The following is a 13,758-nucleotide window of genomic DNA, read 5'->3' on the forward strand; positions in this document are numbered from 1 at the left end:
AATTTTTGAAAATAAGAAGTATATCCCCTCTTAAAATTCCTTCAATTCTGGCATGTTCAGCGCTATCGAGATGTTGCACAGCATCCCCCGCGCCAGGAACAGCATCGTTCGTTCTTCGGGATTGGGAATACCGGCTGCACGAAAGGCTTCCAAAACCAAGCGGCGCACTTCTCCGAATCCATTGCGCATCGCTTCCCGGATCGAGTCTTCCTGAATCGTTTGCGCCTGCATCTGAAGCAGTATTTCATTCTGGTGCGCGCTCAAAATATCCTCATAGACCCGGATCAGGTCTTTCTCCAGCTGCTCCGGCGACGCGGACTCCACGACCTTGCGGAAGGAATCGATTACTCGCGTCCAGGATACCTCCAGCGCAGCCAGCAACAAGGCTTCTTTGGTCGAGAAAAAGCGAAAAATATATGGCTGCGAGATTTCGGCCCGTTTTGCGACTTGTGCCGTCGTGGCCCTGTAGTATCCGATCTCCGCAAATACCTCGATTGCCGCCGATATAATCTCCGTCTTGCGATTCACTGAGGTCGTCTCTGATTTCGCCATCGGGTTGCCGCCTCCTTAACAGGTTAGTGATTCATCAATTAGTTCCTTATTATATACCAGGATTCGCTTTGGAACAATTCAGCCATGTCGATTCTTCACGCTGGTTGTCGCCATCGTCACAGCGTTTAACCAAAAGAAATAGACCGCTCATTCAGCATGACTACGCCGTGCGATCGACACCTGTCTCCCTCCCTCTCGATCTGCTATTTCGTCCTGCTTACCTTTTCAATCGCTTGTTGTTCGGTCGGCAAGAAAAAGATGTCGTTTCCGTTGTTGGATTCATAGATGAAGTCTTTCAAGCTTTTGCTTGCATACACAGAGAAATCTCCGACAATGGCAACCTTCATACGATAATTGATGAACTTCTGAAGAATTTCCCCCGCAAGGCGTGTTTTCAAATCGAAAAAGCTTTCGCTTATGAGAGACTTGTCTATAACGATGCGGTCGCAGCCTGTTTCGTAGTGGACGGTAGCCATAAGATCCAAGGCTGACTGTACATCCCCTATCACGATCTCGTTGCCGCTCACGACGGCAATGTTTGACCCTCCGGCTTCTACCTTCGTAATATTCATAATCATCCCCCTCGTTTCGCTATTACTTATCATTTTTGGTAAAGCGTTTCATATATTCCTCGCAAATGTGCCGGTTGTCTTCGCCATTAACGGGCGGAATGCCCGCTACTCGAAAGAAACTCAGGCCGACTACCATCGCCAGCAGCCCATATGCGGCGCTTTGGGGATCTTCTACCGACATATGACCCGTCCTGTTGCCGTAGTCAAAAATCTTCGCGATGCCTTGGATATCAGCCGTATAGCTCTTGGATACCACTTCCTGCAAATTGCGGTCCAGCATGGCTTTCGAGAAAAACTGCAGGAAGAGCCTTGCCTGATCTTCATGCGGGATAAACATCCTTTCAATGCCATCCAGCTGCGAAACATTAATCCGCTTCCCTGTGTCATCGCGGTATGGCGGCAGGATGTGTTGCAGCGTTACGTCAATCATTTCCCCGGCTGTCATCGTGTTTTCTATTTCCGATTCGATCTTTAGACCATAGTACGCCAGGAACGCCTTGAAGGCTTCGATCGTTAGATTGTCCTTATTCTTGAAATAATAGGTGACCACTCCTTTGGAGCAGTCCGCATATTCCGCGACCTTTTCCAGCGTCATGCCGTCAATCCCGTGATTGCTGATGCAGGTGAGCGTGGCGTTGATGACATCAGCTCGACGCTTTGGTTCCATTCCTACTTTGGGCATTCTTTCACCTTATTGTATCTTTATTTATTCCGGACGGTCAGAATAAAAAGAGTGTATATGATGATGGAGCTTGTTGTCAAAGGAGGGAGCAAAGGTGTTGAAAGAGATATCTACGGGATGTATTCTGGTCGCCCCCTAGAAGGCTTTGTTACGCGAAAAAACCAAGTGATCTTAGTATGGTTGCTTACAGTTTTGTTTCCTTCGTACGTTCTTTTTGACTGAAGCTACAGAAAGAGAATAGGATATTCCTTTGTTGTCTTCCATATAGCAAAACATAAGCAGAAAACAATTATTTTAAGTGAAGGTACATTAGCAAAAAATATGAGGATCCTGCAGGAGTAAAAAGATTGCATTACGTATCACACAAAAATGGCATATCATGCCAAATACAGAACAAGGAAGGAGGGAAAACAGTTAATACACTGAACATACGATCTTTCGCCCTACTAAAATTATTCCCTCAATAATTCCTTCTTGTTTATTTCCAGCAGCGCATCAAAAAATAGCTCAGGTTGTTCCATCATCGTCATATGTCCTGCATCGGGAATGATATATATGCCTTTATTCGGGGCTTTAATCTCTTCAAAGTATTTCTGGGCAACGACATAAGGGACCTGCCAGTCATTTCCCCCCAAAATATAATAGAGTGGCACTTTATATTCTGCCTTTTCATTTCGGAGGTTGAAATCCCCCAGAAACCTGTGAAGATGTGCATTTGCACGAAAAATCTTCATAAACGCGATAATATCCGAAAATCTGAAAATGGGGCTCTTGAATACCGTTATCCAAATCGAAAGATCTATTTTCATGCCCAAGTTATATTTCCCTTGGAGCTTCCTGATTTTGCCACACTTTTTCAAAAATTCTCTGTCAAAAGCGATCTTATTACCGGGATATTCACCGATTGACTGAAGCTTTTTTTTAGATTTTTTATCACCGGATAGCTCAATCATTTCGATAAGTTTGTTATAGCCAACTTGCTCATTTTCCAGCATATCGACAACTTGCCCGACGCCTATGTAATAAGCTGCCTCTTCAGGATGTTTTCTGATAAACACCGATCCTAAAACACTGCCCCATGAATGGCCGAGAATTACGATCTTTTCCTTGCCATATTTGCTCTTCAGGTATTGAATGATTTCATACAAATCCTGTAGCAGCAATTCAATGGTAGGGAGCTTATCTGGATTCTTTGTCAATGTTTTCCCGGCTCCGCGCTGATCCCAATGTACAACAGTATAAATTTCCTCCCATTTTTCCTGAAATGCCCTCGCGAGTAAGGATTCAACCGATCCAGGTCCTCCATGCAAAAACAACATGACGGGATTATCAGAGTTTGTTCCCACGTGATATAAAAATTGACTGATGCCATTAATGGTTACATATTCCTCAATACAAATGGGCCTCTCCAATTTATTCTTAATCATTTGCATTCTCCTTCTTTGATTGTTTTCTTCGCTTTACGAATTCCATTAACACTCTTGTTTGTATTTCATTTTGATTTTCAACTGGTTCCAGGTAGCCTTCCTTTTCAAAACCGTCCTGGTCTTCACCGTCAAAACGATACAATTTCTTCAACAGGCCCCACATTTGTTCCAGTTCCTTCGCCGTGAATTCTGTAAAAAGATCTGAAATAAAATAGATACCTTTTTCGGCGTTTTCCAATAAAACCTGTTTTCCCGATTCCGTGATTTTGACATTGACAGCGCGCTTGTCCTTTCGGCTGGGTGTAATGTGAATGTATCCTTTCTTCTCCAATATCGTGATGATTTGTTTCACATTTTGCTTGCTGGTGCCAAGTTTTCTTCCGATGTTGTTGAGCGTTGTTTCGTCTTCCCGCAGATGGGCAATCGCCAACATCGCCATGTACTGTCTGGATGTCAGGCTCTTAAGGTATTCGTCGCCTTTTATCTGAATCTTATTTGCAAGTGAAAACAGGGTGGCATAAGTCTGCTGCATCAAAAATAATTCTCTATAAATATCCATAAGCATCTCCCTATTTAGACAATATATAGTCTAATTTCATCGTAACAAGGAAGATGATTTTAGTCAATACATTGTCTATTTCCTTATAGCAAAGCGAAATACAAAAAACCACTTGCACTTGTGCAAGTGGCTCTATAGAGCAAAGGATGGTCGAACCGCTGACCTTTGTTCCGAGAAAATAATGTTTTAGACTCACAGAATCATTACGGTAACGGGCAGAATAACTTAACAATTAATTTCATGTAAAAAACGAATCAACACAACAATAAAAAACGGCATTTCTGCCGTTTGGGTATCGATATATGGTGGAGCATAGCGGGATCGAACCGCTGACCTCTACACTGCCAGTGTAGCGCTCTCCCAGCTGAGCTAATGCCCCATATTTTTTCTGTTTCTCTCAACTTACAAATAGGAGTATAGCACATCCAAAAATATGATGCAACTAAAAAATTTCTCCTCCTAAACACAAAATAATTATCCCCATCCATTATACATCCTCACCCTTCTGGTAAACACTCCCCTCTTTATCACTCCCTATCTCCAACAAAAAACAGTTGACGATTTCGCCTCCCCCCATTACTATAACAACAGCCCTGATAATGATAAACATTATCAATTACTTATACCCAACTTTTTTCTTTTCCTTTTATTCATCAAACCTTGCTTACTCACTAAAAACCACAAAAAACGAAAACGCAAAGCCAGAAAGGGGAAACTCCCGTGTCCACCAAGTCCACCCCTACCAAACTCCTTGCCGTTCTGAGCCTGTCGATGATGCTTGCCGCTTGCGGCCAAGCCGGAACTGCCGAAAAAAACGACGCTTTGGCCGGTCAAACGCCATCCAACGCGGCTTCCGGCTCCAACCAGAGCGGTGAAGCAAATCCAAGCGGCCAGTCCGCCGAGCCAACCCAAGCAGACCAAGCAGCGATCGAACAATACCACAAATTCGTCATCAGCCAAACGGATCAATTCGTAAAAGAAACGGACGCCTTCGTCAAAGCCGTCAAGGCGGGCGATCTGGAAACAGCCAAAAAGCTGTATGCGCCTACCCGCATGTACTTTGAAAGAATCGAGCCGATCGCGGAATCGCTCGGAGATTTCGATCCGTGGATCGACGCCCGCGAAGGCGATGTGCCGGATAACGAATGGCGCGGCTTCCACCGTCTGGAAAAAGCGCTGTGGGTAGACAAATCGACCGAAGGAATGGACAAGGTAGCCGACCAGCTGCTGCAGGACGTGAAGCAGCTCCGGGTGAAAGTGGAGCATGCCGAGATCGACACCCAGATGCTCGTGACCGGCGCTGTCGAGCTGCTGAACGAGGTCTCCTCCAGCAAGGTTACCGGCGAGGAAGAGCGCTACTCCCATACCGACCTTTACGATTTCGCAGCCAACGTCGAAGGCGCCAAGGAAATTTACCTGGTCCTGAAGCCGACGCTGGAGAAAAAGGATGCAGCCCTGGCGAAAGAAATCGACACCCGCTTTGCCGAGCTTGACCAGTCCCTTGCTCCGTACCGCAAAGGAACCGATTTTGTCCTCTACACAGAACTGAAACCGGAAGAAACGAAAAAACTGAGCCAAACGATTGACGCTTTAGCCGAGCCATTGTCCAAAATCGGCACGGTGTTGGAGGGGTAACGGATGGATTCCAATCAGGACCGGAAAACATACACCCGACGCGACTTGCTGAAGCTGGCCGGAGCAGGAGGCGTCGGGCTGCTGCTCGGCGCCGGCGGCGTGGGCAGTCTGATGATGAACAACAAGACAGCGGCATCAGGGTCCTCCGACACTCATCCATCTACTTCCGAAGACATCGTTCCCTTTTACGGGAAGCATCAGTCTGGCATTGTGACGCCCATGCAGGATTTTATTTGCATGGGTGCTTTTGATCTGACGACAACCGATGTCCAAGCAGTGCGAGAGCTGTTCAAGAGCTGGACAGAGGCCTGTGCGCGGATGACTGCGGGGCAGGGCGTCGGGGATGAAAGCACGAATGCATTCCTTCCCCCTACGGATACAGGCGAGGCCATTGGGCTAATGCCGACAAAACTCACCTTTACATTCGGGGTGGGCGCTTCCTTCTTTGACCAGAGGTTTGGCCTGGCCGGGAAACGGCCGGAGGCGCTGATCGACATGCCCCGCTTCAAAGGGGACGCGCTGGCCGAAGATTGGTCGGATGGCGATGTGGTCGTGCAGGTATGCGCCAACGATCCGCAGGTCGCCTTCCACGGGATCCGCAACCTGGCCCGGATCGCCCGGGGGAAAGCTGTCCTCCGCTGGCTCCAGCAAGGCTTCCAGCGCACAGGAGCAGCTGATCCGAAAGGCTCCACTCCCCGCAATTTGCTCGGCTTTAAAGACGGGACGAACAACCCCGATGTAAAAAATGCGAGCGTTGCCGATGAGGTCGTCTGGGTTCCCCCCACTGACGGTCCGGCCTGGATGACAGGCGGCAGCTACATGGTCGTCCGCCGGATTCGCATGCGTATTGAAGTGTGGGACCGCACCTCGCTCAGCGAACAGGAGCTGACCTTTGGCCGCCACCGCGATTCCGGTGCGCCAATCGGGGAGAAGGACGAATTCGCCAAGCTCGAGTTCAGCAAAAAAGATGCCAAAGGAAGGCCGCTCATCGATCCGACCTCGCACGTGGCGCTTGCACATATGGAGGGCAAGGTGCAAATCCTGCGCCGAGGCTACTCCTACTCGAACGGCATTGACCTCAAGACCGGCCAGCTCGATGCGGGTCTGCTGTTTATCTGCTACAACCGCGATCCGCGCAAGCAATTTGTCCCGATGCAGCAAAAGCTCGCCGCCCGGGACCGTTTGAATGAGTACATCGTGCACGTCGGCAGCGGACTGTACGCATGCCTGCCCGGCGTCGAGCAGGGCGGTTATATCGGAGATACATTACTGTGAGGTTGGAGGTGGGCATTTTGAAACGCACAATATCGATTCTGCTGCTATGCTTCCTGCTTGTGTTGCCGGCCTCCTCATTTGCCGCTCCCGAATCGGGCGCTGCCAAGCAGTCAGACCAGCTGATCTCGCTCGTCAGCGACGCGTTGATCTCAGCAGGAGACAAAAATATAGATCAAGTGAAGGACGCAATCTCCAAGCTGAAAACGCTCTGGGCGGAAACAGCTGCGGAGGAAGCTGAGGAAGCTTCCTCGTCTGGTACGAGCAGTAATTCCACGCCAGGCACAAGTACGGATTCCCCGGATGCTGCCGCCCCTGCTCCGATTGCAGGCGCGGCCAAGAGCAGCGGTCCAGAGGCGAAGGCCGTCAAGGAGGCTATTGCAGCTATCGAGCAAGAGCTCTCGCAAGCAAATCCCGATACGGATGCCGTTTATGCGAGCGTGTCTGCCTTGGCAAAAGAGATGGACGCGTACGTCTCCTCCCTCGACGGCGAGAGCAAGCAGGAAAAAGCGCACGAGAGCATCAAAAAAATCCTGCCGCGGATCCAAAACAGCCTGACTGCGATCCAGGCAGATAAATGGGCCGAGGCCAACAGCAGCTACCAATCGTTCGTCAATGGCTGGTACAAGGCGGAGAGCCTGATCCGCCAGGAAGACGGCAAGTTTTACGGAAAGATCGAAGTCAAACTAACCGGCGTCCGGATTGCACTTAACACTGAGCCGCCGGACAAGGAAAAGGCAACGCAGAAAGTGCAGGAATTGATCGCCGTCCTGGACGATTATTTGGCCGGAAAATCTGTGTCTGCCAGCGGAGATTCGGGCAGCATGAGCGAGATTCGCAGCATCTCCGACTTGCTTCAGCTGCTCGGCGCTGTGCAAACAGATGTACAAAGCGGACGGGCGACAGACGCCGCCGACAAAATGGACCAGTTCATTGCAGCGTGGCCAACGGTCGAGGGAGCCGTTCTGACGAAGTCGCAGGATGCGTACAACCGGATCGAAAACAAGATGGTCTCCATCCCGAGCCTTTTGCTCTCCCAGCCGCCAAAGCTTGACCAGGCGGAGGCGCTGCTTGCCGAGCTGGGAGACGAACTCATGCCGTACAGCCAGTCTGCGTCCTACACCGCTTGGGACGCCGGCGTGATCCTGTTCCGCGAAGGCCTGGAAGCCATCCTGGTCATCGCGGCCCTGCTGACGTTTTTAAATCGCACGGGAAATGCCGACAAGCGGAAGTGGATCTGGTCCGGGGCCGGAGCGGGCATTGTCCTCTCAGGGGCGTTCGCGCTTGTCCTGACCATGTTTTTGTCCCATCTGTCCACCGGCAATTCCCGCGAGCTGATCGAAGGGATCACCGGGCTGATCGCCGTTGTTTTCATGGTGACAATCGGCGCTTGGCTGCACAGCAAGTCAAACCTGCGCGCCTGGAACCAGTTCGTGGAAAAATCGATTGGCGCGTCGGTGGCCAAAGGGACGCTCTGGTCATTGGCTCTGACGTCTTTTCTCGCTGTGATGCGGGAAGGTGCGGAAACGATCATCTTCTACATCGGGATGGCGTCTTCCATTCAAATGTCCGACCTCTTTCTCGGCATCGGAGTTGCCCTGATCTTACTGGCCGTGATCGGCTTTGTGCTGATCAAAATGAGCTCCCGCATACCGATTCGCTCGTTCTTTCTGGTCGCCTGCCTGCTCCTTTACTATTTGGCGTTCAAATTTATCGGCGTAAGCATCCACGCGCTGCAGATTTCTGGCAAGCTGCCTGCCCATATGTCCGATCTTTTAGTCGACGCTCCTTCGCTGGGTCTATACGCCAGCTGGGAGGGAACCGTTCCCCAATTGGTCGTTCTGCTGGTGATTGTGTGGAATATTGTCCGAATCGAGCGGAAAAACCTGAAAGCCAAAGCTGTTGTCTCCTGATTTCGAGCATGGCCATACAATAGAAAATCCCTCTTGCTAGCGTCAGCACCTTCGTCTGGAGCCCGCCAAAGCAAGAGGGATTTTTTATGTGATTACCATTTCATTCAGCAAGGAGGATGGCGCCCGAAATCTGCCTGGCTTTCGGACAGCGGAAAAGTCCTGTCTCCCCGTTTTCCTGCTCTTTCCCTACTCGTTGCTGATGACAACCGAGTTGGAGTACGCATCCCAGCCTACCTTCGCTCCCAGCGCCTCGCTGACAAAGCGGATCGGCACCATCGTCGTGTCTCCGTTGTAAAGCTGCGCCGGTACATCCAAGTTGATCTTTTTCCCGTTTTTGTAAGCAACCTTGGACCCGATCGTCAGCTGTATCGTGTTGTTGTCTTTCGTAGCCGTTACGGTTTGTGTCGCCTCATCCCAATCCACCTTTGCTCCCAGCGCTTCGAAGATCGCACGCAAAGGAACCAGCGTACGCCCGTCGATTTCGACCGGAGGCTTTTGGAAGGTTTGCAGCTGACCGTCGATGAAAATAACGATATCTTTGGTCTGGTTGACCGTGACAAAAGCCGGAAGCGAGATGGCCCGTGAACCGCTCGCCGTGTCCTCCACCTCGATGACAACCGTGTATCCTCCTGTCGGCAGGTTTAATCCCTGCAAGGAGAAGATCGGGTTTTGCGGATTCAGCGAGACACGCTTTAGCGACTTGCCGTATTCATCGTAGACGACGATAAACCATTCGTAGCCGTTGTACGAGGTTTTCCACTGCAGCGTGATACTGATCGTTCCATCGCTGTTTACCTTGAGGCTTCCTGGAAAGGAGGCACCGCTCGGAATCGTAAACGTCGAGCTGCTTTTCGATGAGATCGTCCAGGAAACAGCGGAAGAGTACGATTTCTTGCCGCCATTCACCATTTCCAGAATAAGCGAGTATTCGCCTGCCAGAAGAGACAGGCCCTTTCCGGAGATGGTTGGGCTTTTCAGGTTGATCGGAATCCGTTTGACGACCTTGCCATCCTCATTTGCAATCAGCAGCGTAAATCGCGCCTTTGCGTATTCGCTGGTAATGTTCAGTCGAATCTGGATCGCGCCGTCCTCCGACAAGAGGATTTGTCCAGGAAAGTTGACGCTCGGCGCAAATCCGCCGTTGCCCGCAGTTCCCGTGCCGACCGCTCCACTGCCAGTCAATCCGCCGGTACCGGTACCGGCTGTCCCTGTGCCGCTTCCTGCCGCTCCCGATACGGGAATGACAAGCACAGCCGGTTTCGAGCGAAGGACTCCGCCGCCGTCTGTCACCTCCAGATAAAGCGTGTATTCCCCGGACGAAAGCTTCAGGCTTCCCAGTGAAACCTTCGGGTTCTTTGGATTTATGGCGATGCGCTCTACTTCCACGCCATCCTCATCGATGATGACCAGCACCCATTTGGCTTGTACGGAAACAGCGGAAGACTTGATTGTAATCTGAATGGCGCCAGCCTTGTCGACTTTGATTTCCCCAGGGAAAACCTTCTCTACTCTCATATCAGGCAGAACGATTTGCTTTTTCTTGGAGTACTCCTCTCGCGTCACATTCGGTACGAAAAACGCGCTGTCGCGCCCCCTTACGACTACCATGTACTCGCCTGGGGCCAGATCCAATGACTTTGCGGGGATCGTAAACGTGAGTGTTTTGACATTGATCTCAATGCTTTGTCCGGACGGATGGAGAACTCTATCTTTGCCGTTTTTCGCTTTGGTCGAGATGCCCGCAGGCAGCTTCTCCTTGCCTCCATTCCAAATTTGAATCGCCCCGCGCTCCTTTCCATTTTCATCGGTGAACAAGAGCGATACATCCGCTTCATACCGTGTATCTACCACTACCGTACCCGTGATGCTTCCCGTCTTTTCCACTGTTATCTCCTGCAACACAGGGGGGAAGGAATAAGTGGAGACAAGCGTCGCCGTATCGTAATCTGCTGCCGCTGCCGGACCTGCTCCTGCTGAAAGAATGAGAGAAAATGCGGTAAAAACGATACTGCTTGCTTTGATGCTCTTTTTCATGCTGTCAGTCTCCTTTTGTCATAGAAAGGTAGGATCGCTGTTCTTCTGAAAAAGCAGAAGATATGATTTCATGCACATTTTAATATCGGCAATAATCGATGGATTTTTTAGGTATTTTTACCTAATATTTTTGTCCAATCAGATGAAACAGGACACAGGACCTAAGCATTGTCTTCCTCTCTTGCCGGGTGGAAAAACAGCGTGATCCCTTCCTGTTTTCCTGTGCAATAACGCTGTCCGCAAAAAAGAACCCTGCACTTTTCGCAGGGTTCTCATTGTGGCAAGATTCGTTATTTCACGATCACGACAACCGGTGTACGCTTGCCGCCATACGTAACGGTGATGGTCGCCTTTCCTGTACCTGTCGCCTTGATGATGCCGTCCTTCACGTCGGCGGTCAGCAGGCGGGAGGTTGTCCAGAGAGCAGGTATGGTCACGTCTTCCTCTGTGCCATCCGTATAGGTGGCGATCGCCTTCACCTTTTTTGTCTCTCCTTTACTCATTTCGATCTGAACCACGTCTGTTTTCAAATACTTCAGCGTATCCACTTCGACCGGAATGGTAACGGATTTGCCGTTGTAGCGGGCGGTGACGGTCGTCTTGCCGTAGCCGACACCCGTAATCAATCCTTTTGACACATCGGCGATTTTGTAGCCGGACACTTTCCATTCGGCATCCGCGCTGACGTTCGAGGTTCTGCCGTCGGAGAACTTGGCGGTCAGCTCGACCTGTACGCTTTTCCCGGTTTTCAGCGACACAAATCGCTTGTTTGCTTCCAGCGTCGTAACGATTCCGACCTCGACTGGAACGGTGACGCTTCTGCCGCCGTAAGTGGCGGTAATGGTAGCGCGGCCGCTGCCGTAGCCGATGACATGGCCTTTGTCGACATCCGCAACCTTCGGATTGCTGGATTTCCATTCGGCGTCATCTGTAACCTTGCGGGATACGCCGGAAGCATCTGAGGCGGTCAGCGTGATATCGGCCGATTCGTTGACGGTCAGCACCAGCATGCGCGGCTCGATGCTCAGCGTTTGCGCCTGATCCACCTCGACGGGAATCGAGATCGTCTTGCCGTCAAAAACAGCGGTGATCGTTGTTTTTCCGGAAGCCATCGCCGTTACTTTGCCGAGCACGACCTCTGCTACTCCCGGATTGGCGCTCTTCCAGTCAGCCTGAGCGGTGATATCCTTTTCTTTGCCATCGGTGTAGGTGGCGGTCAGCTTGATCGTTTCACTCTGTCCGTTCTTCATGACCAGCTTCTTTTGGCTCGGAACGATGCTTTGAATGACGCCTACGTTTACCGACAGACTGACGGAGCGGTTCGCATAGGTAGCCGTAATCGTGGCCGCGCCGGTTCCGACGCCAATCACAGTTCCTTGGCGAACGGTCGCTACATTCTCCGCGCTGCTCTTCCATTCCGCTTTGGCTGTCACATCTTCATTGGCCCCGCCCGGATAGATGACGGTTGCCTTAATGTCTGCAGAGGCGCCGATTTGCAGATTCAGCGTTGTTTGATCCAGCGTCAATTTTTGCGGAAGGTCTACATCGACCGGAATGGCCACTTGCTTTCCGCCGTATTTCGCTGTAATCGTGGCTGATCCGGCTTTATAGGCAGAAACGGTGCCGTCCTTGACAAACACGATGTCGCTGTTGGAAGAGGACCACTCTGCCTTTGCGGTGATATTCTCCGGTTTCCCGGAAATAAAGGTGGCTTCCAGCGTAATTTTCTCCGAGCTTCCTGAGCGCATCGACAAGTATGCAGGCTTCGGATCGAGGTAGCGAGGAACCTCTACGTCCACCCTGATTTGTACGCTTTTGTCTGCATATTTCGCGGTAATGACCGCTTCGCCTGAGGCATGGGCAATAATTTTCCCTTTGCTGACGGAAGCGACATTAGACTTGTCCGAGCTCCACTCCGCTGTTTCGGTGACGTTATCCGATTTGCCATCCGCATACAGAGCTGTGAGCTCCAGCGTTTGCTCGTCTCCTATGTGCATGAACAGATCCTGCTTGTTCACCGTCAGCGTGCGAGTCGAGTCGACATCTACCTGAATGGTAGCGGTTTTCGTGCCGTACTTGGCCGTGATGACCGCCGTACCTGGTCCGTATGCGGTGATTTTCCCCTTGATCGCGTCCGCTACCGCTTCGTTGTCGCTGGACCATTCGGCCAGATCGGCGACGTTGTCTTCAACCGAGCCATCCGGGTACAGCGCTGTCAATTTGATCGTTTCAAATTTTCCGGTAAGCAAGGAAAGCTGCTTTTTTTCGGGCTCCAAACGCCGGACGATTTCCACGCTGACCGGGATGGCGACGGTCAGGCGTCCGAACTTGGCTGTTACCGTAGCCGTACCTGAACCATGCCCCTCGATCAGTCCGTTGGTCACAGTGGCCACCGATGTATTATCGATTGCCCAGTCCGCTTTTTCTGTCACCTCGTCTGTTTTTCCGTCACTATAGAAACCGGTCAATTTCAGCTGCTGGGATTTGCCCTTCCTGATATCGACCGACTGCTTGTCCACTGTCAAGGCTTTCAGCTTTTGGGTCACGGTCGCTGTGGCTACCGCTTGTTTTCCCATGTAAGAGCCGGTAATCACGGAGGTCCCTACCGATTTGGCTGTAACCGTTCCCGCATAGACGGAGGCTACACTTGCGTTTTCGCTATTCCATTCCGTCTTTATCGTGACATCCTCTGTTTTCCCCGAGACATACACTGCGGTTACTGACAACGCGATCGTGTCTCCGGTCTCCATCGCTAATTCGTTTTTGGACAGGACCAGACGTGAGATTTCATCCGCTGCCAATGCTGTCCCTACGGTTCCGCCCCCACTTACGAGCAGCAGAGCGAGAAACCCAAGTAACAGTTTTCTCCAGTTCATGATCTTCCTCCCCCGTTGGTATTTAAAAGTCCCTTTTATGGTTATCGGCACCAGGGAATAATTTTACATGAGTCACGAGTTTTAATTGTGTCTAAATTGTGTCCAAACCGTGTCAGACCAAATTTTGGTCAAATTTATTTGATAGGTCGAATAAATCTTTTCGTAACGATTTCCTTGATGAAATCGTCAGTATTTCTTAAAGAGCGGCTGCGCGATTCGGTGAGAGAGACTACCTT

The 13,758-nt window shown here is 50.7% G+C and carries 10 protein-coding genes and 1 tRNA gene; 3 read left to right on the forward strand and 8 right to left on the reverse strand.

Going from position 1 to position 13,758, the window contains the following annotated elements:
* Positions 1 to 30 precede the first annotated feature (30 nt).
* The 6 genes from Q3F21_RS18350 to Q3F21_RS18375 form a co-directional block, all read right to left on the reverse strand.
* Complete coding sequence (locus Q3F21_RS18350) at positions 31 to 552, reverse strand: TetR/AcrR family transcriptional regulator (RefSeq protein ID WP_340256255.1); 522 nt, start codon at positions 550 to 552, stop codon at positions 31 to 33.
* A gap of 203 nt (positions 553 to 755) precedes the next feature.
* On the reverse strand, positions 756 to 1,124 hold the full coding sequence (locus Q3F21_RS18355; protein ID WP_340256258.1) for a DUF4180 domain-containing protein: 369 nt from the start codon (positions 1,122 to 1,124) through the stop codon (positions 756 to 758).
* 22 nt (positions 1,125 to 1,146) lie between these two features.
* The gene (locus Q3F21_RS18360) at positions 1,147 to 1,806 is read right to left on the reverse strand and encodes a TetR/AcrR family transcriptional regulator (RefSeq protein ID WP_340256261.1); all 660 of its coding nucleotides are present in this window, start codon (positions 1,804 to 1,806) and stop codon (positions 1,147 to 1,149) included.
* Positions 1,807 to 2,258: 452 nt separating this feature from the next.
* A complete protein-coding gene (locus Q3F21_RS18365) occupies positions 2,259 to 3,233 on the reverse strand; it encodes an alpha/beta fold hydrolase (RefSeq protein WP_340256264.1) in 975 nt (324 codons plus the stop codon).
* Positions 3,226 to 3,792 carry a MarR family winged helix-turn-helix transcriptional regulator gene (locus Q3F21_RS18370; RefSeq protein WP_340256267.1) on the reverse strand — a complete coding sequence of 189 codons (567 nt, stop codon included), beginning with the start codon at positions 3,790 to 3,792 and terminating at the stop codon, positions 3,226 to 3,228. The genes Q3F21_RS18365 and Q3F21_RS18370 overlap by 8 nt, the downstream gene beginning before the upstream one ends.
* Before the next feature lie 303 nt (positions 3,793 to 4,095).
* Positions 4,096 to 4,171, reverse strand: a tRNA-Ala gene (locus Q3F21_RS18375).
* A gap of 341 nt (positions 4,172 to 4,512) precedes the next feature.
* Here Q3F21_RS18375 and efeO point away from each other — a divergent pair.
* The 3 genes from efeO to Q3F21_RS18390 are packed head-to-tail and all read left to right on the forward strand — an operon-like array spanning position 4,513 to position 8,612.
* Positions 4,513 to 5,427, forward strand: coding sequence for an iron uptake system protein EfeO (gene efeO / locus Q3F21_RS18380; RefSeq protein WP_425341278.1), 915 nt, complete (start codon positions 4,513 to 4,515; stop codon positions 5,425 to 5,427).
* Between the two features lie 3 nt (positions 5,428 to 5,430).
* Positions 5,431 to 6,702 carry an iron uptake transporter deferrochelatase/peroxidase subunit gene (gene efeB / locus Q3F21_RS18385; RefSeq protein WP_340256270.1) on the forward strand — a complete coding sequence of 424 codons (1,272 nt, stop codon included), beginning with the start codon at positions 5,431 to 5,433 and terminating at the stop codon, positions 6,700 to 6,702.
* A gap of 8 nt (positions 6,703 to 6,710) precedes the next feature.
* Entirely contained in the window at positions 6,711 to 8,612 is a 1,902-nt protein-coding gene (locus tag Q3F21_RS18390; RefSeq protein WP_340256377.1) for an FTR1 family iron permease, read from the forward strand.
* A gap of 186 nt (positions 8,613 to 8,798) precedes the next feature.
* Here Q3F21_RS18390 and Q3F21_RS18395 read toward each other — a convergent pair whose 3' ends face one another.
* A complete protein-coding gene (locus Q3F21_RS18395; RefSeq protein ID WP_340256274.1) occupies positions 8,799 to 10,646 on the reverse strand; it encodes a copper amine oxidase N-terminal domain-containing protein in 1,848 nt (615 codons plus the stop codon).
* Positions 10,647 to 10,936: 290 nt separating this feature from the next.
* Positions 10,937 to 13,522, reverse strand: coding sequence for an Ig-like domain-containing protein (locus Q3F21_RS18400; protein ID WP_340256277.1), 2,586 nt, complete (start codon positions 13,520 to 13,522; stop codon positions 10,937 to 10,939).
* Between the last annotated feature and the right edge of the window lie 236 nt (positions 13,523 to 13,758).

Origin of the sequence: Brevibacillus borstelensis (genome assembly GCF_037834415.1) — a bacterium.
Lineage (GTDB): Bacteria > Bacillota > Bacilli > Brevibacillales > Brevibacillaceae > Brevibacillus > Brevibacillus borstelensis_A.

Coding starts and splice junctions, on each gene's coding strand:
- Q3F21_RS18350 (WP_340256255.1), bottom strand. CDS start 552: ATGGCGAAATCAGAGACGACCTCAGTGAATCGCAAGACGGAGATTATA.
- Q3F21_RS18355 (WP_340256258.1), bottom strand. CDS start 1,124: ATGAATATTACGAAGGTAGAAGCCGGAGGGTCAAACATTGCCGTCGTG.
- Q3F21_RS18360 (WP_340256261.1), bottom strand. CDS start 1,806: ATGCCCAAAGTAGGAATGGAACCAAAGCGTCGAGCTGATGTCATCAAC.
- Q3F21_RS18365 (WP_340256264.1), bottom strand. CDS start 3,233: ATGATTAAGAATAAATTGGAGAGGCCCATTTGTATTGAGGAATATGTA.
- Q3F21_RS18370 (WP_340256267.1), bottom strand. CDS start 3,792: ATGGATATTTATAGAGAATTATTTTTGATGCAGCAGACTTATGCCACC.
- efeB (WP_340256270.1), top strand. CDS start 5,431: ATGGATTCCAATCAGGACCGGAAAACATACACCCGACGCGACTTGCTG.
- Q3F21_RS18395 (WP_340256274.1), bottom strand. CDS start 10,646: ATGAAAAAGAGCATCAAAGCAAGCAGTATCGTTTTTACCGCATTTTCT.
- Q3F21_RS18400 (WP_340256277.1), bottom strand. CDS start 13,522: ATGAACTGGAGAAAACTGTTACTTGGGTTTCTCGCTCTGCTGCTCGTA.